This is a genomic window from Pseudoalteromonas sp. S3431 (assembly GCF_000690035.1).
GTDB lineage: Bacteria > Pseudomonadota > Gammaproteobacteria > Enterobacterales > Alteromonadaceae > Pseudoalteromonas > Pseudoalteromonas fuliginea.
The window spans coordinates 47,548-70,231 of the sequence record NZ_JJNY01000047.1 but is presented as its reverse complement, the minus strand read 5'-3'; the positions used below and the strand labels follow the sequence as shown (position 1 = coordinate 70,231).

25 protein-coding genes are annotated in these 22,684 nt (G+C 37.2%); 1 reads left to right on the top strand and 24 read right to left on the bottom strand.

All coding sequences use genetic code 11. From position 1 onward, the window contains the following. Positions 1-44: 44 nt before the first annotated feature. From DO88_RS07040 to DO88_RS07060, 5 genes are all read right to left on the bottom strand, one after another. The gene (locus tag DO88_RS07040; RefSeq protein ID WP_008134129.1) at positions 45-563 is read right to left on the bottom strand and encodes a hypothetical protein; all 519 of its coding nucleotides are present in this window, start codon (positions 561-563) and stop codon (positions 45-47) included. A 75-nt stretch (positions 564-638) separates the two neighbouring features. Beyond that, positions 639-2,177 (bottom strand): EAL domain-containing protein, encoded by a 1,539-nt coding sequence (locus DO88_RS07045; protein WP_033039837.1) that lies wholly within the window; start codon positions 2,175-2,177, stop codon positions 639-641. An 88-nt stretch (positions 2,178-2,265) separates the two neighbouring features. Continuing rightward, positions 2,266-2,889, bottom strand: coding sequence for an SGNH/GDSL hydrolase family protein (locus tag DO88_RS07050; protein ID WP_033039835.1), 624 nt, complete (start codon positions 2,887-2,889; stop codon positions 2,266-2,268). After that, a complete protein-coding gene (locus DO88_RS07055) occupies positions 2,889-3,398 on the bottom strand; it encodes a DsrE family protein (RefSeq protein ID WP_033039833.1) in 510 nt (169 codons plus the stop codon). The genes DO88_RS07050 and DO88_RS07055 overlap by 1 nt, the downstream gene beginning before the upstream one ends. Positions 3,399-3,670: 272 nt before the next feature. Further along, positions 3,671-4,144: a flavodoxin family protein gene (locus tag DO88_RS07060; RefSeq protein WP_033039830.1), complete on the bottom strand. Its 474-nt coding sequence runs from the start codon at positions 4,142-4,144 to the stop codon at positions 3,671-3,673. Positions 4,145-4,218: 74 nt separating this feature from the next. Here DO88_RS07060 and soxR point away from each other — a divergent pair, with 74 nt between their 5' ends. Next, entirely contained in the window at positions 4,219-4,701 is a 483-nt protein-coding gene (soxR, locus tag DO88_RS07065; RefSeq protein ID WP_007377070.1) for a redox-sensitive transcriptional activator SoxR, read from the top strand. Positions 4,702-5,234: 533 nt separating this feature from the next. Here soxR and DO88_RS07070 read toward each other — a convergent pair. The 19 genes from DO88_RS07070 to DO88_RS07145 form a co-directional block, all read right to left on the bottom strand. After that, the gene (locus DO88_RS07070) at positions 5,235-6,401 is read right to left on the bottom strand and encodes a lipase family protein (protein WP_033039827.1); all 1,167 of its coding nucleotides are present in this window, start codon (positions 6,399-6,401) and stop codon (positions 5,235-5,237) included. A gap of 27 nt (positions 6,402-6,428) precedes the next feature. Beyond that, positions 6,429-6,947: a DUF6795 domain-containing protein gene (locus tag DO88_RS07075; RefSeq protein ID WP_007377072.1), complete on the bottom strand. Its 519-nt coding sequence runs from the start codon at positions 6,945-6,947 to the stop codon at positions 6,429-6,431. A gap of 321 nt (positions 6,948-7,268) precedes the next feature. Then, positions 7,269-7,535: a hypothetical protein gene (locus DO88_RS07080; protein ID WP_033039824.1), complete on the bottom strand. Its 267-nt coding sequence runs from the start codon at positions 7,533-7,535 to the stop codon at positions 7,269-7,271. A gap of 49 nt (positions 7,536-7,584) precedes the next feature. Then, positions 7,585-8,181: a tetratricopeptide repeat protein gene (locus DO88_RS07085; protein ID WP_033039821.1), complete on the bottom strand. Its 597-nt coding sequence runs from the start codon at positions 8,179-8,181 to the stop codon at positions 7,585-7,587. After that, the gene (locus tag DO88_RS07090) at positions 8,175-8,948 is read right to left on the bottom strand and encodes a ChaN family lipoprotein (RefSeq protein ID WP_033039819.1); all 774 of its coding nucleotides are present in this window, start codon (positions 8,946-8,948) and stop codon (positions 8,175-8,177) included. Before DO88_RS07090 ends, DO88_RS07085 begins: the two co-directional genes overlap by 7 nt. A 47-nt stretch (positions 8,949-8,995) precedes the next feature. Further along, on the bottom strand, positions 8,996-9,454 hold the full coding sequence (locus DO88_RS07095) for a hypothetical protein (RefSeq protein ID WP_033039817.1): 459 nt from the start codon (positions 9,452-9,454) through the stop codon (positions 8,996-8,998). After that, on the bottom strand, positions 9,441-9,875 hold the full coding sequence (locus tag DO88_RS18590) for a hypothetical protein (protein WP_050482450.1): 435 nt from the start codon (positions 9,873-9,875) through the stop codon (positions 9,441-9,443). The genes DO88_RS07095 and DO88_RS18590 overlap by 14 nt, the downstream gene beginning before the upstream one ends. A gap of 55 nt (positions 9,876-9,930) precedes the next feature. After that, complete coding sequence (locus DO88_RS07100) at positions 9,931-10,461, bottom strand: hypothetical protein (protein WP_033039816.1); 531 nt, start codon at positions 10,459-10,461, stop codon at positions 9,931-9,933. Beyond that, positions 10,458-11,225, bottom strand: a complete 768-nt coding sequence (locus tag DO88_RS19130; RefSeq protein ID WP_232224812.1) for a peptidoglycan-binding domain-containing protein — start codon at positions 11,223-11,225, stop codon at positions 10,458-10,460. The genes DO88_RS07100 and DO88_RS19130 overlap by 4 nt, the downstream gene beginning before the upstream one ends. Positions 11,226-11,302: 77 nt before the next feature. After that, positions 11,303-11,776: a hypothetical protein gene (locus DO88_RS07110; protein WP_033039813.1), complete on the bottom strand. Its 474-nt coding sequence runs from the start codon at positions 11,774-11,776 to the stop codon at positions 11,303-11,305. Positions 11,777-11,855: 79 nt separating this feature from the next. Continuing rightward, the gene (locus tag DO88_RS07115) at positions 11,856-12,542 is read right to left on the bottom strand and encodes a GAD-like domain-containing protein (protein ID WP_232224811.1); all 687 of its coding nucleotides are present in this window, start codon (positions 12,540-12,542) and stop codon (positions 11,856-11,858) included. After that, positions 12,539-13,081 carry a polymorphic toxin type 15 domain-containing protein gene (locus tag DO88_RS19125; protein WP_050482449.1) on the bottom strand — a complete coding sequence of 181 codons (543 nt, stop codon included), beginning with the start codon at positions 13,079-13,081 and terminating at the stop codon, positions 12,539-12,541. The genes DO88_RS07115 and DO88_RS19125 overlap by 4 nt, the downstream gene beginning before the upstream one ends. Further along, positions 13,082-17,551, bottom strand: coding sequence for an RHS repeat-associated core domain-containing protein (locus DO88_RS0118355; protein ID WP_232224810.1), 4,470 nt, complete (start codon positions 17,549-17,551; stop codon positions 13,082-13,084). Further along, complete coding sequence (locus DO88_RS07120) at positions 17,551-18,402, bottom strand: hypothetical protein (RefSeq protein WP_033039809.1); 852 nt, start codon at positions 18,400-18,402, stop codon at positions 17,551-17,553. Before DO88_RS07120 ends, DO88_RS0118355 begins: the two co-directional genes overlap by 1 nt. Continuing rightward, on the bottom strand, positions 18,399-19,427 hold the full coding sequence (locus DO88_RS07125) for a hypothetical protein (protein WP_033028456.1): 1,029 nt from the start codon (positions 19,425-19,427) through the stop codon (positions 18,399-18,401). Before DO88_RS07125 ends, DO88_RS07120 begins: the two co-directional genes overlap by 4 nt. Positions 19,428-19,429: 2 nt before the next feature. Next, on the bottom strand, positions 19,430-19,720 hold the full coding sequence (locus DO88_RS07130) for a PAAR domain-containing protein (RefSeq protein ID WP_007377083.1): 291 nt from the start codon (positions 19,718-19,720) through the stop codon (positions 19,430-19,432). A 40-nt stretch (positions 19,721-19,760) separates the two neighbouring features. Beyond that, positions 19,761-20,117, bottom strand: a complete 357-nt coding sequence (locus DO88_RS07135; RefSeq protein WP_007377084.1) for a hypothetical protein — start codon at positions 20,115-20,117, stop codon at positions 19,761-19,763. 7 nt (positions 20,118-20,124) lie between these two features. Continuing rightward, entirely contained in the window at positions 20,125-22,002 is a 1,878-nt protein-coding gene (locus tag DO88_RS07140; protein WP_033039806.1) for a type VI secretion system Vgr family protein, read from the bottom strand. Between the two features lie 73 nt (positions 22,003-22,075). Continuing rightward, positions 22,076-22,555, bottom strand: a complete 480-nt coding sequence (locus DO88_RS07145) for an Hcp family type VI secretion system effector (RefSeq protein WP_007377086.1) — start codon at positions 22,553-22,555, stop codon at positions 22,076-22,078. Positions 22,556-22,684: the final 129 nt, after the last annotated feature.

The following is a 22,684-nucleotide window of genomic DNA, read 5'->3' as shown; positions in this document are numbered from 1 at the left end:
CACTTTAATTAACCTAAGCAAATAAATTTAAAGGCTAAAGTGAATTACTCAATACTCGCTTTTAATTTATTTAACGCATCAACCGAAAAACCTCGGTCATAAAAATATAAAATTTCGCCGCTGTTATTTATAAGTACCACACGTGAGTTATTTGGGCTTTGATTACCCGTAAACTTTTGTACCGCTTCACCATCTTTATAAATAGTAATTACCCCGCCCCATAATTCTTTAGGTATGCCTTTGCGCATACCGCTGTCGATAAATGTGCTAAACATACGTGGTGCCATACCTGCAATGGTTGGTAGTTCGTAAGTTGGAAGCGTTACACCCGCCATATCTAAACCAATTAACCAACGGTCTATATCAAACTGGCTGTCTTGCTTGTAACCAATAAGCAGCAGTGTTTTATCTGCGTTAAAGTCGCGGGGTATAGTCACTATGTTTTGCTCTAAGCTTTCACCGCTAATATTGGGAAACTGCTTACCTGTAACTTGCTGATTTGGGTACTGCGATGTACATGCGCTCAGTAATATAAAAATAAAAACACTTAGTATTGATTTCATTATGATTAAGTTCCTAACATTTTGGTTTTATAATAACGTTTGTTTATATGTTTTAAAAATTACAAATATCTAAATTCAAACACTCTGTTTTGCCATATATTCATGAAACTTATCAACCTTCATTGGTCGGCCGTACTTCCAACCTTGCCCGTAATGCACTCCCGCAGTTTTTAAAATAGCTTCTTGCTCACTAGTTTCGATGCCCTCTGCAACACAGGTATAATTAAACTTTGTCACAAGCTCCATAATGTTCGGGATCATAGAAGCCTTTAGACCCTCAGTTGCTATATCTTGCACAAATGTACGGTCTATTTTTAACTGATGAAAGCTCAAATTTTGTAAATTTTTTAAATTAGAATAACCCGTACCAAAATCGTCTAATGACAAGTTAAAACCCGATTTGACCAATGTTCTAAAATGCGCATGAGCAATACTGGTATCAAGGTATTCATCTTCGGTAATTTCAAGGCAAATAATAAATCGAGAATTAGTAAGTTCAGAAACTTGCGTTAAAGATGATACATTTCCTTGCTCTACATCACATGGAAATATATTAAGCGATACTTTAAAACCCTCAGGTAAAATATCAATAGCTGTAAGTTCCTTAAGCACCTTTGCAATCATTGCTTCAGTGAATTTCCAAGTTAAATTATTTTTTCTGAGTAACGGAATAAACTGATCTGGGTAGAGTGTTCCATATTTATCTTTAAAACGAGCAAGTACTTCACAACCTATTACTGTGCCTGTTTGCAAACAAATAATAGGTTGGTAGGTCCAATAAAAAGAGTTTTTATTTAAGCCTAAACGAATACGATTAAATGTAGAACGACGATCGGCAATCAGATTATCAACAAGTAATGCACTCGATACTCCAGCCAAGCAGGTTAAAATGAGGGATATAATTAGTAAAAAGTGATTTTTAGCAAAAAAATTATTCCAAGGCATATGAAGTGCAACGCAGTAATTGCTATTTTGTTCACTGCATACCAGCTGCCTTTCATAAGGAAGATAAACATTATTGACTAACGTATCGTAAACACCACTTTGCCCTGCCAAATGATTAATAGAACGCTTATGTTTATAAACAACTTCCCACATGGGTGAGCTAATTACGTCATCATTAAATACTTTAGTATCTATTATTAGATTGTAGTCACCTTGACGCACTATAATAACTTCCATTGGGCGGCCACTAAACAACAATAAATACAATTGAGGTTCAAAGCGTACTCGAATATTTTCATCTACAATAATATAATCTGGGCTTTTATCATTAATAACTTTATCTAACAACCCAGCTCCTGTAGTACATACAAGCTGATTGTTCTTAAAAAAACCTATATCTATTACATATTTTGCATCAAATAAAGCACGACGCATCTCAAGCAACGTTGCTTGGTCACATTGTTTAAAACCGAGGTTATTTAATGGAGTAAGAATTCTGCGCCGTTCTTGTACTGCGGTATCGATATGCTTAACTAGGTGTGTAGCGTCTTCACTTATTGTAGCTGCTAGCTTTTGGCCTGCAAAATAAAGTAGTATCAAGCTCCCTGTCACAAAAACCAAGATGCCGGTTAGCAATGCTATTATTGATTTCTTATGGCCTTTTTTCATCGTATCCTTACTAATATAGTGTGTGCTTTAAATACACATTTTATAAATGCATAATGACTTAAAAAATAAATAAATGGCTTAACCAAGTTTACTTTTTCACAACATCGTAAAGCGCTTTGGCTATTACTTGATGCTGACTCTCACAAATATGAATTCCATCTTCTATTGATACGTGCACTAAAGATTGAAGATCAATAAATATAATTTTTTTATTTTGTGCAATATTTTTGAATTGCTCTTTTAGCGCAACGTTTTTGCACTCCGCACCTTCATAAATATGCTTGTAAGGGCCTCTACAACGTACATAGGCCGGGCTCAAAATAATTATTTTTGGCTTTTCATCATGTTGATTATTTAAACTATAAAAATCAAAAATATCATTAATTAAATTATTTAACCCCAGAGCAATGCATTCTGGAGCTAAATTAAAACGCTTTTTCAGATCGTTTGTCCCAAGTGCAATAATAATTACATCGAGCGCATACTCTTCCAAATAAGGTTTTAAATAACTAACACCCGAAAGTGAACCGTTATACGGCGGATGGTTTACTAAGGTACGATTGGGTTGCCCTGCTTCAATAATATTAAAGCCTGACCCTAATTTTGTGGCTAATTGTGATGTCCAGCGAATACTTTCGTCAAAACGCCCTCCTGTAACGGGGTTTAAACCCCAAGTATTAGAGTCGCCAAAGCATAAAATGTTTTTTATCATTAAAATGGATTCAACGTATAGCCTTGCTGTTGTAGTTGGGCATGAGCAGTCATCGCAGAAAGTGACATTTTAACGCCTGGAATAAGCTGTTCAGGAGTAACTTTAAAATGTGTAGCTGACTGACCACACACAAAAACCTGTGTATTATTTACGAGTAATTGTTCAATTAAGTACCGGTTTTTATTATCAATATTAAACCGCTTTTTATATTCGCTATTAGCTAACACGTCAACACTTGCGCTACCGTGCACAACTAAAGCGAGTTTTATATTTTCAGGCTTTACACCATGCGCTACATGCATGTTAATAAAACGCGCTAACGAATTTATTGAATTATTTTGCGCGCCTTCTTTGGCTCCCTCGCTAACATCAAAAGCTATTCTAAACGAGGTAGAAGCACTAATTGGCTCGTGTTTTGGTACATTATAGAAGCTGCCAAACCCTTTGATCGGGAGTTCATTAGCTTGTGAAAGCGGACTAATAAGTAAAAGTAATAGTAAATATTTCATAAATCCTGTGTTTTTAAGTAATCAAGCCTATTTAATATACTATCAAAAGCAGGGCGTGTTGATCTTTTTGGATGAAGTTCGTTCAAATTAAAGACTGTTTAATTACGATGCAAAACTTGTAATCAATAAATGAAAGAAGTGCAACACCTTCGCTCTGCTCGAACAGCGTTTATGGGATGTTATTTCTATAAAGGAGTAATAACACGCAGCCGCTATATTGCCTGCGTGTTAACATCTAAAAATAAACACCCCGTCGAGGAATAGGTTGTTTATTATGCTACCGATTGCGTATTTTTATGGCTATGATTTACAAAGCGCATACCTAAATAACCAAAGGTTTGCTTAAATATCTGTACAAAGGCATCAGGGGCTTCAAAAGAAGAGGCATTTGATAGCAACGAGAACTCTTTTGTACGTAACGCGCGTAACTTAGGCTTTAAGTTTTCGTCGTCCATGTAATCTGTGATCCGATCGATAAATGATTTCATTTGTACCGTGGTGTTATACCAATACACGGGGGATGCAAAAATCCAATGTTCATAATCGAGTAACGACTCAAAAACAGTATAAAAATCATCATTTTTATAGTTCTTACTATAGCAGTATGGCGGTATTTTATAGTCATCAAGACAAATAACGCGAATATCATTTTGCTCTGCATAACTATTAGCATGTGCTGATGTATTTCCTTCTCTACGTGCACTTGAATAAATTATTACTGAATTTTTTTTAATTTTATATTGCATTTAACTCGCTCCTTTTTTATGTTGGGAGCAGCTTAAAACCTCAACCATTATTGAGGTCAATATATGGATTTAAAATGAGCACAGAACAAAAAAAATTAACAGAAGCTAACCTAACCGTCGGCTATGTGGCAAAAAGAAGTGGTGTAAAAGTATCAACCCTACATTTTTACGAAACTAAGTATTTAATAAGAAGTTGGCGAAATAGTGGTAATCAGCGTAGATATAAACCCGATGTACTTCGCCGTGTGGCGGTCATAAAGGCAGCGCAAACAATGGGAATTACGCTAGAGGAAATTAAAAACACGCTAGCCACACTACCAGACAACAGAACCCCGACCAAGCAAGACTGGTCAGCGCTTTCTAAGCATTGGCAAGCACAGCTCGACGATCGCATTGCTTATATGCAGCGTTTACGTGACAAAGTAGATGGCTGTATTGGTTGTGGCTGTTTATCACTTAAAAACTGCCCTATTTACAATAAGGATGATCATTTAGGAGAGCAACAAAGTGGTGCTGTATTGTTAGATAAAGTTGATAATACCAATTCACCTAATTAAGTGATCTATTTTGAGGTAAAAAAATCGTGTCGATAACAAGACAGAAACTTTTAACGCAGTTAGCGTCAGATTTAACCCCTCAAATTGATTAAGTATTTTTGCGGGTTGGTATAGCAAGAGTAAAAACGTTTGAAATTATTTGTCAGTGCTTTAAAGCACTAGGGCTATTTGAGGCTTGTAACCGAGTGAGCTCGGTAACTGCTCATGCGTACTTATTCTTACATCGATGAAAGAATAAGTAAAAATAGAGCAAAGTTTCCGCGTCCTGTTCACGCCCTTACCTGCATTTATGTAAGCAAATACCCCCTAGGACGAACCCAAGGAGAAACGCATGCTTGGCATTTATATTACTTTATCACCTATTTGTGGGAAATAACCACATTGCATAGGCTCTGCCTTGTCTAAAAATAAAACATACTGGTGTAAATTGAACTCCAAAAGATAAACAAGCCCTGAAAGTAGTAACTAACCTGAACTCTGGATAATAAATCAATCTCGAGCAGTTATTTTCAGCGTTAACTAAATTATCTCTTTTAACCTAAACCATTTAAGCCTTCTCTAGCAGCTCGGTATAAAGCACCTAACGTAGAATCAAACACCCATTTAATAAAGCTGTAAGTAAGCTCTACAGCTTTATTAATAACTTTACCGGCAAACACTAACATATGCCCTAATAAGCCTAGCGTTTGTACTGCAAATGATGCAGACGCCTTTGCTATTTTATCGATAGTACGAGCAAGCATATCGTAAAACGTTAATCCGGTTCCAATAGCTGCTTGTGCAGCGACAGCGCTGTAATAGCCCGCATCTTTTAACAAGGTGATTAATGCCGCACTTAATTTATCAGACCAATGCGCATTAAATGAAGCTTGGTTTCTATCTTCAAACTTTAAACGCACTGGTGTGCTTAGAAAATGATTAGCTTTTACGGTTAAGTTGTTCCAATCATTGCTGTTTGCCGTATTAATATAACCAGGCGTTCCGTCCAACTTATGAGCAGCACCTTTAAGGCCTTGCCCATTATCTAAACGGATTTCTTGCCCATTATACGGTGCATGTGAAAATGGCCATAAAGGGACTTTAGCAACTGGATCAGCGCCATGGGTACAACGGTAAATTTTATCAATTCTCGATGTCGCTGCCCTTGAAAAACCTTCAAGCCCTACTCGCGGTGAGCCAAATGTATACAGCTTTACTGGTAATGAATATTCCGCTTTGATCCAATCAGCGGATAACGTAGCTAAAGCACCACCTAAACTATGACCAACAACATGAACACCACCCGTCATTTTATTCTTAATATTAGCAGTGACAAACTCTTGTAGCTTAGGCTTCATAGTATAAAATGTTTTATTAAACCCCGCATGCACCATACTACCGTTTGAACCACCGCTTAAACCAAAATGAGCATCAGTTATGCCATCACGTATTGTATCGGTCCCTCTAATAGCAATTACAGACTCCCCTTTAAAAGCCCCCGTTCCGTGACCAACTAGGCCAAAACCAGAACTTAACCCAAATAGGTGCGAAATAAAGCCGCCTGACACACCTTGTACTGAACTAGGACTTACAGAAAAGTCAAACTTTCCACGTAAAGCTGGAGATAAAGAGTTATTAATTAGATCCGTACTTTTGATGTCTTTGGCATCATAAGCAAGTAACGCGAGTTGTACCGCTTGTGCAGGTGTTAATGTATTCATGCTAAATCCTTTTAAATTGTTTATAAACTAAATTTTACAGGCTGTATAAACTGTAAAAACGTGTTCTTTATCTTCAACAACCGGTATATCGTAAGTTTGAGGCTCTTTTGCAATGTCGCACACTAGATTATTTAAATACTCATTCAAAGTTTTACTTTGCTTATGTAAACCAATTCTGGCAAACCATAAAACAATATCTTTCGAGTTATCTTTTTTTATGTAGATGTGCTGAATTAGAGACCCATTATCGAACATATTCGCTGGCTTAGAGGTTTTAATAACTCGCTCAGGAAAAGAAAAATTACCATTTTCGTCTGACGTCGTTTCATCTAAATACTCATCACCAAAAGTGAATGACTTAAATATGGTAATATTCGCAAGTGGTTTACCATCATTTAGCAGTTGACCACTAATCGGAACTGATAAAGTAAAATCCTGCTTTTTTGAAAAGCCAAACATATCTGCAAAAGCCTGTGTTGTAGTAAAAAAAATAACGGTAATAGACACTACTACCAGTAAAGAAATCTTTAAACGTGATAATAACAAAGCAAACTATCTCCCAAGTTTTAGCTATACATTACGTAATATATATTTCTATTTAATTACACTCTTTAAGTGCTTTTTATTTTAAATAAAAAGCGATAATCAAACTTATTAAAACTAAAAACTCTAATAAAATACAATTATACTGCATGCATTTGGAACAAAAAACAACCAGTTTGTTTTTTATCCGTACTGCGCTATACATCAGGGCAAAATCGTAGATTTAACTCTGATTTAAAAGTATGTTCTTATACTGTTTAATGAATGAATATACCGACCTATAACAACCATTGATTTAAGTACTCAACGTTAAAAAATAAGTCGTTAACGGTTTATTTTTTGAAAGTAAGTTTTAAGTTTTAATAACCCAGATTCAAGTTCAAACTTTTGTATTTTAGGATTTTTAAACTTTAAACCGTTTGAAATATGGGTATTAATCATCGTCGCCATACCTTCAAACCCATCTGGCGCTGTAGCCACTAAATCAATAAGTAAAGGCTGAATAAGCGGTCGATGCCCTTCTATTAAAGTGGGGGTCTCGTATATATCGTAAACGAGGTTGGTTAGTGTGTTCTGTTTTTTTTGTTCCATGTAATTTCTATAGCGCTTTAAATTAAAGCGTTAATAGCTCCTTTATATTTCAGTTTTCATTTAATGATTCATTTTCAGCTAATGATGCTTTGGCTTGCTTTTGTATATATTGAGCGCGATGCTCCCAATCGGTCCTATTTGCATAATTTATTACATAATCTGTATGAGAAATCACTTTATTCCACATACCAAGCTTTTGGTAAATAGTTGATAGTTCAAAATGTGCCGAAACAGTTTGAAAATTCATTTCATTATCATGGAGTAAATATAATTCATATAATCGTGCAGATTCTTTTAAATCCTTTTTTACGAAGTGGCCACTTCGGTATATCCAAGCAAGTTTTTTTAAAGCACTATACTCGTTATTTGCAATACGAGAATTAATTTCCTCTAAATAACGAGACCCATCTCCAGTGTGCACGCCTATGTAATACAAAGCCTCCCAATCACCAAGACTATATGCTTTTTCACACCATGCTTCTAACTGATCAGGTGCATGCATTAAGCTCTTTTCGCATTGCTTAGCGGCTTTCTCTACAGTTAGGTTAGGGGAGTTAATATCTATACTAGGAAAAAGTGATGCTCTCAAAACCGAAGGAAATACAAAACACCAAGTAAAGATAATTATTGATATTATTTTTACCATTGTAGTGAACCATCACTATTCACACGCTTTTCAGGTATATGCACTTGAAAAGATTTAACAGATGATTCGTACGGGTAGCCTTCTCGATAAAAATAGCGTTCTTTTAAGAATTCATCCTGATTAGAGTCACCTGAGCAGCGTCTATCACTTATGCAACTTAACCCTCCGATAAAGTCGATAAAGCGTACATTGAAAATATTGTGATCTTTAAGAAATACATCAACACCAGGCTGGTCTGCTGCATTTAGTACAGCATGAAAGCGATGCATAAAAGCAACAACCCTATTCTGACTTGAACGGTTTAATATAGTAGCTAAATTAACTGCCCAAAGTGCGTTTCTATAAGTATGAGTATCAAAGCAATCGCCTCCTATACCCTTCTCTGAAGAGCATACACTATCCATTATATCCATTGTTTCAACTAACACGTCCAGCGCGACTATTTTCATTCCAATATCGCGCGCAGCCTTAACAAGTTCACCATAAGCATGAGGTGTTAAATAGCCATGGGTCCAATACTTATTAAAATACTGCTGTATAACATTAAAGCCTTTACCTGTGCGCTGATAAAAGTCTATTTTTTCCTGCATAGCTCTTGGTAGCATTTCGATTGCAAAATGCGTGAAACCAGCAGCTTTTAGCTGTTTGATTGCCTTTATTGCTTCATACTTATAACCAGCAGTGCTATGACTCGATTCACCAAGCATCACTAAGCGTGCATTACCTGCCATTGTTTTATAATTTACATCCGTGTTTATTTTATTCACTGTATTTCCTTATGTTTAATATTCTTAATGTTATTCAAAAAACCAAGTTAGTCACACCAAGCTGCAGGCGTGCGTGTAAGCTTAAGCGAATCTCTATTTTCATTTACCCAAGCATCAATAACAGGTGTAGGTTTAAACTCTGAACCCGTACCAGGCCAATAGTAAGACCCGCTTAAACTCTTACAAAGTGCTAAGTAAATAGGCGCCGAGTTAAACATTACATCTTCACCTTTCTCAACAAACATCTCATAAGAAATTTGTTTATGAGTTATCCCTTTATAGGTTGTAATTACATCTGCAATAAAAATATGCCTTTGGAAACCATCGGCCTCTTGAAAAGAGTCTACTTTAATAATTTTTACTTTAGCTAAATAGTCAGCACGACTAACCGCTTTTCTAAAGCCATCAAGCTCTAATAAATCAGTATGTTGAGCATTAGCACAAAAATTAAGACTTAATAAAATAGTGTGCGCGATCAGCGCTTTTAATTGGCTAAAAATCTTCAATAGAAGCTAATTTACTAATAGCAGTACTGTCACAAACCCAATATTTCTTTATTTCATTTTTTTGTAGTGTGACTGTTTTTTCCTTTGTTACTGTATCAAGCTCTTCGCTATAGTAATCACTTACTATAACTTCACTTTTCCCCTCATTAAAAGTCAAACTGTGTTCAGTAACTAAAAAGCGATGATAGCTTGATTTTTCTACAGCTTTAAAGTCTGCTGAATCAATAACTGTGGCTGCATTTATAGTGAATTTAGCTAAGTGAAATTTATTACCTACTTTGCTAATAATCAGCTCAATAGGTGTTGGCACATCCGCATTACATTTAAATATAACTTGCGAGGTACCTTGAGCTGCATTACATGACGCAATGAAAAACAAAGGAGTAGTCAGAACAAGCTTACCAAGGTTACTTTTTATCATGCTTTTTAAATACCCTTGGTAGTTCAATATTCTAGTTATTTAGTAAATACATTACTTAATGCTTAACTGATACACCTGATAAATCAAAGTTATAAAGCGTAACTGAATCAATGGAGTGATCTTCAACTAACTTAGTATTCTTTACGCTAATAACCCCTTCATCAATACTAATATTGCTTACATTACTACTTAGAGTGAAATTAGGGAGTGCGTATAGCTCTGAGTTGATGATTTGATATCCCTTTAGCACTTGCAATTTGTTACCTGCATAAAACTTTATTAATGCATAATAATTTTTGCTTTTTTCGAGCAATGTTATTTCTGGCGTATGGCCTTTTAATCGAGTGGCAATAAAAGGGCTCCCTTCACTAAAAGACAAGATGTAAGTATCCCTTGTAGGCAAGCAAATACCTGACTTATCTTTGTGGAGTAATTTAACTTGCTCAAACTTCAATGACTGCAATAGCCCTGTTTTGTCATCAATTTTTATAGGCTTAGTTACTTTTATATTTAAGCAGTCTGACGCGAAAGCGGTATGACTTATCGTTAATAGTAGAGTACAAATTAAGGCCTTAAAAACATTCATATACTTACTCCATATGTTTGCCAATTATGGATAAACTCTTGCACAGTTCCCTTTCCAAGTGGCGTATTATAATAAGTTTTCCAATACTGTGCCTGCGCATTAGTATCATTAGCTTCTGGCAATGCAGCTGATGCTCTTAAATAGTGGATTCTAGCAATGGCGCATGCATAAGCATCATTCTCTTTTAGCTCTTTTAACTTATCTTCAGTAGTCATTAAGCTTTTAATTTTTAATGCTAACTCTGCTCTATAACTTAGGTAATTATCCCAGATGTCATCATGAGTAGCAGGCTCTATCTGAAAATAACTCAAAGCAGGTCCACCGCCTAGTTGTTGACGATACTTCAATCGACTTTCTTGAATCGCTGTACCCAGCAATAAGATTTCTGCTTTTTTTGATGATAAACCAATTTTTAACAGCGTTGGTTTTATGACATTTTTCAAGAAAAGTTGAGGATCTTTCATTCCTGCTTTTTGAGAGTTATATAACGCAAGCTTTTCATTAATTTTGCGAAAAGTAGCATCGTTAGCATTAATTTTTCCATCAGGCCGAACCATGTTTAACACTTTGCTTTGGAATAACTTAATAGCAGCAATAGTTTTTGAGTTTTCTGGGCGAGGGTTTAAGCGACCATCGACAATTAAAGCTTGTGTAGGTGGAATAAGTTTTAGTAATTTATTCAAAGCCGTTTGTACAGTTTTTACATCATTTAAACTGTTAGTGCCGCCTAACCCAACAGGTTGAGTTATTCTTATTGATGACATATTAAAATCCTTTTTAGAGTTTTTATATAGCTCGTTTAATATTTAAATATAAGTTAGTGAAAGATGGAAAGCTCAGCCTATCCCTTGTCTATTTCTTTCAATGTATTTAATAAAATATCGTTACCATTTTTAGAGATAAAATTTGCATGTATATATAATCTATCTTTTTCAGTAAGATATATATCCGTGTTTGATATATGTGTTAAATAGCTTTTAACTAATTTTGATTCGTTGCTATTGAGGCTTCTAAAGAGCGTTGAACCTTCCAATCTACCTCTATTTTTTAAAGCAAAAAAAGCTGAAAGGTTGGCCATAAAATGTGTCAAATCTTCTTTAGTTACTTCTAAAGACTCCAAAAACTTTATAAAAGCTTCATCGAAAACTTCAGCGTTATCATTACTCGCTCTTAAAAAAGATTCAACATGCCCGCCAAGGTTTGCACCATGATTATGTTGGTCAAAGTCAGGGGTTCTTACAAAGTAGTTTTTTTCTCCACGAAAAAAGCTATTTGTTTCATTTTTTTTTATCGAAGCTTCAAATAAATTTGTCATGTAAAATCTCTTAGTCAATGACAGTAAAGGTGTAATTGCTCAACTTATATTTCTAGTTAGCAACTTACTAAAATCATATCTACTTTTTATGTAACTCATTTGACATAGCAACAATATCAGCCATTACCCGTTTTTCACCTAAGTCAGCTAAAAAATTTAAATGCTCAATAACCTTTACCTTTTTTAGATTTTCTAGTTTGTTTGTGCCACCTAAGGCCAATGCAGGTACAAACGCAAACATTTCATCAGATTCTAAGAGGCCAAGTTTTTCTGATGCTTTATCAAATAATAAGCTACCTTCAACATCTTTTTCATCCATTTCATTTTTCTTTTTTGTAGCAAAATAAAGATCCACTGTAGTATCACCACCTCGTGAACTGAACTCTTCATAACTATCTGTTGGGAATAACATGCCATATAAAGGGTCGATTTTTAAACTGTTACCACTTTTCTCTCCCCAGATAAATAGGCGACCAAATGCACTCCTACCAATCACATGATATTTATCGATACCATCATTTTCTCTTTTTTCAAACTCAGTACCCTGTAACCAAAGTTTCAGAATTTCTCTATAGTCATTAGGATCAACGGTCCAAAAAATGCCATTTCCCCACCCACAAAACCCAAATTCACTCCAATAATTCAAAAGGCGAGAAGGTAACTTATCTTCAAACTGCTTTATAACTGTTGGCTCTGGTTTTGTTGAGTTTATTGGAGGGCCAAATTGGCTATAGTTATAAAATCTGTTGAGTAATTTATTCATCATTTACACCTATGAAGTCTAACGTTCATTTTTACATCGGGCCCTAGTTTTTTTAACATTTCCTCAGCTTTATTGTCCATATTTTCTACCCTAGTTTTCATTTCTTTGTTGCCTGAACTATCCATACCTTTGTTCTTCCATTGCGACCCAATAGATTGATTCACACTAGCGTCACCTAGGTCAATCACATTTTCATCTGAACCTCCGGCTATCATATCTGGATTATGTAGCGCATTGAGTGTTTTCATATCTTTCTTAACCAACATTTCCGCTATTTCTGTGATTTTTTCATCTGAATAATCATTATCACCTAGTAATAGTTCATTTTCGTATTTAATCATTAATTCTTCTTGAAAAGTTTCCCTTGCCTTTCGCTGAGCCGATCCACTTCCCTTTCTACCAATTGCTTTATATGATTTACGATTATCTAGATATTTTCTAACTGTCATATCATTGATGCCGTCTTGTTGGCCTTTCAATTGACGATCATATTCTGCTTCTGTACCTTTTGCATTTTTCTTAAAACATGCAACCTCATGCAACTACATTTTTTTATCATCTTCATCGGATTGCAGTTTTTCTGTACTTTCGAAATTACTAGATAGCTCCTCAAGACTGTTATTATGAACGACAGTTTCGGAATTAATTAACGCAGCCTCAGTTATACCACCTTTGGTTTTTCCTCCTGGGATCCATTCCCCATCGTATGCACCACCTTCGCGACCATTTGGGATGTCATACTCAAATCGCTCATCGCCAGGCTCGACTGTAATATAAGTAATTTCATCATTACTTAAGTCTGTGTTTTCGCCTAAACTAAGTTCATCTCTAAGTATTCTCCAATCATTTCCTGATTGAGTGTATTTAGCGATAATAGCGTCCATTTCACTTTTAAGCCCTGCAAACTTTCTTGGCGGTAACGTGGGATATTCAGGGTTTAGCATCCAACTTTGAATGGAAATAAAACCTGCACCTTGTTGGTTAAACTGGGCTATATGTGCATCTATATATGATTGTGGTAGATATGTAGACGGATCTGGTCGCTCAGCTTTAGGTGTAAGTAAAACTTCTTTTACCTTTTTGTAGCTATCTGCAGCTTCAGTGGTGCTATTAAAATGCCCTTTGGTATTTTTTAAGAATGTATTCCACGCATTTTCCTTACAACTCAACCCAAACGGATCCACCCAATTAACTGGGTTTGGCGCATATTGATAATGGTTTATGCCACCCACTAAACCTATCGGATCTTGGTTTATAAAGCGTTGTTGTTTAGGGCTGTAGTAGCGGTAGCGGTTGTAATGTAGGCCGCTCTCTTCATCTAAATACTGCCCTTGAAAACGGATTGGCTGAGTAAAGCTATTTGTAGTGCTGACCTCTGGCTCTTCATAACCATACACATCGGCTTGGTTTTCCCATACGACTTCTGCTTTATTATTGGTAACAAAACGTGGGGTGTTAAGTTGGTCTAGGTGGTAATAGTAAACCTCGCCTTTTTTAATTAGTGCTACTGGGTGAAATTGATTTGGTAGGTTGATATACCAAGTATATTCACCGTGTTGGCATTCGCCGATTAACTGGTCGTTATCCCAAATGTAGTCAATTTTACCGTGCTCGGTGTGCTTAGCGATACGACGACCGAGTGGGTCGTAGTCGTATTGGGTGAGCGTGCCGTTGTTGTTAAAGCAACTTAGCTGGTTAAACGCGTTGTATTCACGGCGGGTTTTTATACCTTTGCCGGTTTCGCGTATTTGGTTACCAAACTCGTCGTAGTAAAAGTCGCTGTCGCCAAATTGTGTTAGGCGGTCGGCGTCGGTGGCACTGTTTATTGTGGTGTTGTTAGTGCCTTCATTGTTTATTACTGAGTCAGCGTTGCTACTGTTTTTACTACTACTTTCACTACTATTTGGCGCTAACTCATTGTATTCGCTATGCGTGGCGCGTGTTAAATCAATAGAAGAGCTGGCTGTATGCTCGTTACTGGCAGCCTTATGTTTTGCACCTTGGTTGCCGTTAGCTATATCGCTAGCTTCTTTATCACACGTGCTTGTATCTTTAGTGTCTGCATCGCTTGTGTTTGATTTAACTGTCTGACTTTGCGGGTTACCAAAGCTATCCCACTGGTAGTGTGTGATTTTATTGTTCTGCTCGCCTGCCAATGTTTGTTGTATTAACTGCCCCAAGCTGTTGTATTCAAAATTGATATTTTTGCTGCTTACACCTTCGTTTTTACGGGCAATCAGCTGGTTTACGCTGTCGTAGTTGTACGTACAGGTATCAAATAATGCTTGCGCTGGATGTGTAAGCTGCTGCTGCGTTAAGCGGTTAAATACATCAAACTGTTGAGTAAGGGTTATGTTGTTACCAAACTGCTGGGTTTTAATATTACCTTGGCTGTCGTAGCTTAATGTTACAAGTGGCTTTGCGAGCTCAACCTCTTTGCTGTTGGTTTGGAGTAAGTTAATACCGCTTAGCTGACCAAACAGGTTGTAGCTGTATTTAAGCGTGGTTGAATCAGGCAGAGTAAGTGATTGCCGTCTGCCGTATTCGTCGTAACTGTATTTTAAAGTATGCGCTTGTTGCTGGTTATTAACTTGCTCGGCGCACAGAAGCCTGCCGCCTTTATCAAAGCGTTGCTTAAGTGTTGATTGCGCATTATGCGCACGAGTAATTTTACCTTGCAGGTTATAGCTGTAGTAATTGGCGTTATTAACAATATGTGAGTCGCTTGCAAGGCTTGCATGCTGCGCAGTTACACGGCCTAGGCTGTCGCGCTCTATTTTTACGTGGCGTTTGTTACTTTGCGTTACTGAGGCTAAACGGTTACAGGCATCATATTTATACTGCTGTAGCGTGCCATCAAACCCGGTTACTTGCGTTGGGTTTTCGTTCGCGTCGTAACTTATCCGGTATACGTGGCCGTCGCTTCGCTCTATGGCCGTTAAATTTCGCTCTTTGTCGTAGGTTAAATGCAGTGCGCTACCATCGGGCTGAATGACACAATGCGGTTGGCTTAGCCCTTCAAAGTGTTGCTCTGTGGTATCCCCTTTACTGTTTTTCGAGCTAATAAATCGCCCTGCTTCGTCATAGCTAAAATATTGATGCTGTTTATTTTCAGGCTCTTTTTCATCAAAGGCAATTGTTTGTGTAAGCTGGCCGTGCTCATTGTACTTATATTGAGTGAGTAAACCTGCGTTATTAAGTGTGGCATTTACGCGGCCTAAATTGTCGTAACTGTAACGTATTAGCTCATCGTTAAGGTGTTTTGCTAATAGCTCGCCTTGTTCGTTCCAAATAAACTTGGTGATTTGGCCATTTTTATTTATATGCTGGGTTAACTGGCCGAGCTTATCGTAGCTGTATAACGTGGTGCGGCCATCGCCAAAGGTTTCGCTTTGTAATAAGCCAGCCACACTGTATTTACGCGTAATGGTTTGGCCATCAGGTAGGGTAGTTAATACACGTTGCCCAAGCTGGTTGTAGGCAAAATGCGTTTGGCCACCATCTGGCTGCGTTAGTGTTTCTAATTGGCCGAAAGGTGTATAGCTATAACGTGTTGTGCTGCTGTCGGGCTTTATTTCACTGAGCTTTTGGCCTTGTGCATTGTATGTATATTGCCAAACATTGCCGTTAGGATCGGTATGCTTTACCAGTTTACCTTGTGCGTTATGTACAAAGTGCTCTTTGTGGCCGCGAGAATCTATACAGGTTGTTTCACCAGCCTCTAAGTTATATTCAAACTGGTAAGTATAGGTATTGTTATCGCCCCACTGCTTTATACATTTAGCGCTGGGTGAGTAGCTATCCCACTCAAAATGGTGGCTAAAGCCACTGGCTCGGGTACGCTTTGTTAATAAATTAGCGGCGTTGTAGGCGTAACGCTCAGTTTCGTTTTGCTGATTAGTTGCTTGAATAAGGTTGTTGTTTTCGTCATATTCATAGCTTGCAAGTACAGGGTATATAAGCTGCTGTTTATTATTTTTATCTGTGTGGTAAGCCGCAATTTTACTTAGTAAACCCTGTTGGTTGTAACTAATAATACAGCCACGTGCTTTGTTTACTTCTATACGATTTATGCGCTCTTTAGCATCGTAATAAAAACCAATACTTTGGCCTTTTTCGTTAATTATTTTTTCAAGCAGCCACGCGCTTTCGCCTGGTTTAAAGGTCAAGTGTTGGTCATCTGGTGTTACAAGTACTTGCTTACCATTTGTTTGGTAATGTAGCGCAAGGTTACTGCTTAACTGATAGCTCGATTGCCCAGGCTTTACTTTTTCAAAGCGGTGTTTAGCGCCGTGCTCATCTTGGTACTCTAACCAGTAAGTCCCTTTTTGCTTAGGGCCCACTTTTGGCGGCGGCAAATAATGCTCTGTAAGGCTTGCCATAAAATCGTGGCGCCAACCATTTCCCATAACACTGCACACATCAGCATGGGATGAGCGGTACAAACGTCGCCATATTAATTGGCGACTGCCTGCTAAAGTAAAATCAATTAGCGGCAGTATTTCTTCACCCGATAGCATTGAAACCGGATCTGAGCGGCATTCTTGCTCAGTAATGGGTGTTTCACTTGGCGTCGAATCGCTTGCCCCCCCCGTATTTGTTACCGGTGCTTGCGCGGCACTTTTTCCTGACGCGGGTGACTCGCCCTTTTTAGCTGATTTTTTACCTGCTGAGCCAGCATTTGTATTATCGCTGACTTGAATAACCGACTTTGCTTTTTGGTGATAGCAACTCACAGTACCTGCAACTAACGCTTGCGAAAGTACACTGGCAGTTTCACGTGCTGTGGCACTACGAGGACATTTCACACCGGCAGTGTTGAGCAAGTTAATTACGTCGAGACGTTTAGTTGCATCGCTTGTTAATGTACTGCCAACTTGAGCAATTTGCTTTTTAGCACTTTCAGGCGTGTTAGCTACTACAGGAGCATAACCAGATGGCGTTTGACCTTTACCAGCAACGAGGCAAATAGGGTAACTTTTTCCTTGTAAAACAACTGTATTACTTTGCATTAGTTGTGTGCTTCCTCACTTATCCATAAGTATGATGCTACTGCTTGGTGCTTTGCTTGTTCTTGCGAAATCATAAGAGCGTGTTTGCAATGATTTTCAATAACGGGACTCGTTGCTAATTGATATAAATTAACAACGCCTTCCAGCGCACCAATTTGGCCTAACTTATAATTAGGCAGCTCATAATGTGTCTGCTCATTAATTAACGCACTGAGCAGCTGTAAATCGTTTAACCACACTTCACTGTCGTGGTTAATGCCATTTCCTGGCGCAAAAATAATATCAATAGACTGCTGAGCTTGCTCAGCCACTCGAGTAAACATACCGTTTAATTGATTATGTTTAACAAAATCAATTGAAGGTGTTATTTCGTAGTTTACTTGCGACCACCCAGTTTTTTTTGCCCCAAGTGTTGCAAATGCTCCGCCAACACCTTGGTAGCTGTATTGCCCTGATGCATCAGCTTTAAAAGTTGCATCAAGCGCAATTATATTTACTTTTTTCCAATGATTTTTTTTAGTTAAAGCAACTGCGACATGTGCACTCGTTACACCATAAAATAATAAGTGTTCAACATGATCTGGGTATAACTGCTTTAAACTGCTTTCAAGTAATTGCTTAAGCTCACTTTGATAAGATAATGCAGGCAAAAGCCAAACAAGCGGCGTATTAAAGTCTTCTACTTTATTAATTAGCTCTTTCGATTTTACGATGCAATCGTAAATACATACATCCCACGACTGCCATTTTTTCCCTTCTAGGGCGGCAGTCACATCACCATATAGTAATTCATCTACACTTGTCGTCGCAGGCATTGATAAATAATCTATTGATACACTAAAAGCACTCATAACAATGTTCCTGAGTTTTCTTTTCTAGCGGCAACAGACTGATAATAAGTATATAGATTAAATACCGCTTGGCTTTGACAATCCATTGCTGACATCTCTATCGCATTTAATGGCTCATTTAATGTTCTGCCTGCAAGTAACCTCAGCGAAGACATCTGGCTTTCATAGCTTGGCCAGTTAACCTGTAACTGCCGCTGAAAATCTAAACAGGCTTGTTCATTACCATTTCTCGCTTGCATTTGTGTTTCAAAGTTTACGAGTACATCTAATTTTTCACCAAGAATACGTTTAATCAAGGCAACTATTTGCTCTGGCTTTTTTACTTGATGCAGCACCGTATTAGCAAGCGGGATAAGCTTTACAAACCCACTTTGTAGTAATACTTGCAAAGTATGATCAACAGATACAATGTTGCTTGCATAGTTACTAACAGCATTAACTTGTTCAAGACTTAGCGATAGTAAAAAAAGAGACATTAACGGTGAGTTAACAAGTCCATTTTTGGTTAAATTATCAAAAATATTTATTAGTTCTTTGGTATTCGATTTACTTGTGACGAATAAAATCTCTTCAATTGCACTCAAAGCTTGGTCTGAAATTTTATCCTCAGTGCTATAAGCTAAAAACAAAGTGCTTATATCAATTAAAGGCACAAGGTTGAGGCTGTGTTGCTGTAATAAAACTTTACGTATAATTAACTTTGCAACCGCGTGTAACTCAGGCTCGTTAAGCACACAGTTGATAAACTTAATATTTACGGTTTGAGGAAGGTTTGCCATTATTTCTATACAAGCTTGAGAAATAGAATTATGGGTCTGTCCACTTTCCTGAAATACAATTAGCTGCTCTAAATTTGGCTTAACAAATACTTGGCTTAAGTTATTACGTTTAGCATTTAACCAACATAACTCTAGTAGCCTTTTTTTGAGTGTTTTAACATGCCCTACAGAAGTAAACGGGCAAAGCTGCGCATTACTAATTACCAGCAATTGAGCTTCATAGTTACTTAAGTAATTAGATAGCAACGTTAGCCACCTATTAATACAGTCGGATTACCAACAACAATTTTTCCACCATGGGAGCTATCATCACCCATTCTTGCGGCTGGTTTTCCATTAATTTTAACTGAGCCAGATCCTGACTTAATGCTATCGGGTGGACCAATACATACCATCATGTCGCCTTTGCGAGCTGCGGGCATACTTCCAATTAATACATTGCTAGAGCCTAGAACAACAGGACCACCAACATGCGGAACTGTGCCGGTAGTTTTAGGACACACATGCATATGACCAATTGTAGCTGCTGGCTTACCCATTTAGACTCCTTGTCTTATTACTGATTTTTAAGTAATTCTATTATTCGTATAAAGGAATAATTAATAATTTATTATGTGCAACTAAGCGAGATAATTCATCAATTAGTTCACTTTTAGTATAATCCGAAAGCGCCACAGGGCTTTGCATTACATACTGATATAACCCTGATACAACATCCTCACTATTTAACGAGGTATGTAAGTATACAAAAAACTGTTGTGCATAGTAGCCATCCATTGCCTTTAAATGACTTAATGCAGGATTTAGCAATGGATCATCAGGCCTATTAACTGGTAAACAAATCAAATGAGGCAACCCATAACGACAATATACAACATGCCCATTGTTATTAATGCCATTTCTCAAACCTGTTTGAAAACTATTTATTATTTCCATAATTGCATTAATTTAATTTAATTAAACCGGCAGATAAAGTAATGGCACTGCCATCCACTTTTATATTACTACCTTTAATATTTATATTAGTGCCTTCAATAGTTATATTACCACTGCTACTCATTTTAATCTGAGCAGATCCTGTTTTAATAATAATTTCATCACCGGCTTCGATATTTAATTTTTTTCCTACTTTTAAAGTATCATTCTCACCTATATCAGCAATATGGTTTTTAGCTACTTTTAAGCTGTCATTGTTAGCTATATCTACTTTTCGATCGTTACCAATTTCAACATTATGGTCGTTATCGGTTTTATCATTTTGATCGTTTTTAACATATAGTTGTTTATCTTTTTCAGCTTGTATGTATAAAAGCTCACTGCCTTTTTTATCTTCAAAACGCAGCTCATTGAAGTTATCAGCACCACCTTCTTTTGTTGAGCGTGTTTTAATCCCACTTTGTGTTTTTTCAGCGGGTAATGCATACGGAGGCATTAAATCAGCGTTATAAATTGCGCCGCTAATAATAGGTTGATCTGGGTCACCATTTATAAAATCAACAAGTACTTCTTGCCCTACACGAGGAAAGAAAAAGGCGCCCCACTTTTTACCAGCCCAATTTTGAGCAACACGTATCCAACATGAACTTTTCGAATCTTTTTTGCCTTCTCGGTCCCAGTCAAACTGCACTTTAACGCGACCAAATTGATCAATCATTATTTCGTCAGCACTGTCGCCAGTCACTATTGCCGTTTGCACACCATTGATTATAGGCTTCTTTTTATTAATTTGTGCTCTGTATGGTATTTCTTTTGGTACACATTCAAAGTGATTTGAGTAAACCTCGTCTGCCGCGCTTTGCTGACCACCTGATTGATTAGGCACCGTTATTGACGTCATCATTGACGTTATAACAAAGGTTTTTCCTTCTAATCTAGGATCTTCATGTTTTTTAAAACCAAATAATTTACCCACGGTAAAAGAACGACAATCACTTTTACCGCTTGATAATTTCATGTCTCTTTGCAATGACTCTAACTGTACCGATGCCATACTTGCTGCACGAGGGTGACATTCAGACTCACCTGTATATTCGAATATTTCTGATACCGATTGTGTTGGCAACTCAGAATTTGCTTGCTCTCCATCAGGGTATCTTGAGGGTTGCTTAAAATCGTACCCAACACGTTTAAAGCTACCAGGGGCAATGCTTAAACCACCTTGCCAGCGTGATACATGCGACTCGCTAAGGTGTCCGGTTGAATAAACTACCTTTGCCTCTCCACACACTTCGTAGGCTGTAACATCGTCAGCTAACACAAGTGTATGATTGCTGTTTGAGTGTTCAAAGAAGTAAAAAATGCCTTCATGTTGAAGTAAGCGTTGTATAAAATCAAAATCTGATTCTTGATATTGAACACAATATTCGTATTTAGGGTAGGTTTTGCTTGTTTTGTCTGAAAAGGCAACGCTGTGTTGGCCAAACAAATCTGCAAAAATATCTTTAATTGTTTTCTTTTGAAAAATACGACTATTTTTACGGTTGCGCATTGACGCCGCAAAAGGAACTATTGTCGCTTGATAGTCAATATAATTTTTTTGTTCATCAACATCCGCTGTACGGCTGCCATTTGAAACAAGATGACTGACTATGCCATGGTAATAACGTTCGCCGCCACCCTCAGCATTTTTTACTTTTATAGAAACAGGCTTACCAACTAAGTCTTCATGTGCTATTTGCTTGCCAATCGTATACATATTAGCTGACATAACAAATAAGTCAGACATTGCCTCTTGGGCGACAAAACGAGTTAAATAGAGGGCGTCTTTACCAGCAGGGGTGCTAATTTGAATTACGTTTTTATCTTGTGTTGCTTTTTGCATTCCTTGCTTTTCCCATCCTAGAGATCAAAAAAAGCTCTGAGCAAAGCCCAGAGCCATTATTAGACAACAAATATTACATTTGTTGACCTTTAACACCGCTGTAACCATATACAAGTGGCGCAGTAATGTTATTTTTGTCGTCTGTCGGTGTAACAGTCATCATCATTTCAGTGTAGCTGATAGTGATTGTTTCAATTGGACGATCGTTCTGTACTGATACTGAATAGCTAGAAATCATTGCATCTGTTAGTTCGATTTTCATGATTTCTTCAACTTTATCACCTTGTTTAGTGATATGGAAAATAGCTGGTAAACCTTTACCAATAGTTGCTTCTTTGAAAAGGTCAGGAGACGCTTTATCTTGAAGTTTAGTAATTGTTACATCGCCTAAACGAGTAGAGCTAGATTCACGATCCATCGCTGTACCAGTGGCTGAGCTAATTTCACGGCTTACGTTCCAATCAAGTGATAAAACTGTAATTAAATCTTTGAAAGACTCAGCAGTAGTTTCGCCTTTGATTGAACCGTATTTTAAATATGTATTTGCTTGCATTTGATAATGCTCCTTTTAATTAAACAATGTTATCCATTAATACTGGATTATTTACTTTGGTTTCCCAAAATTCCTTTGAAATCATTATCTTTATAACAGCAATGAAAAGGTCTTCAGAATTCCTTTCCC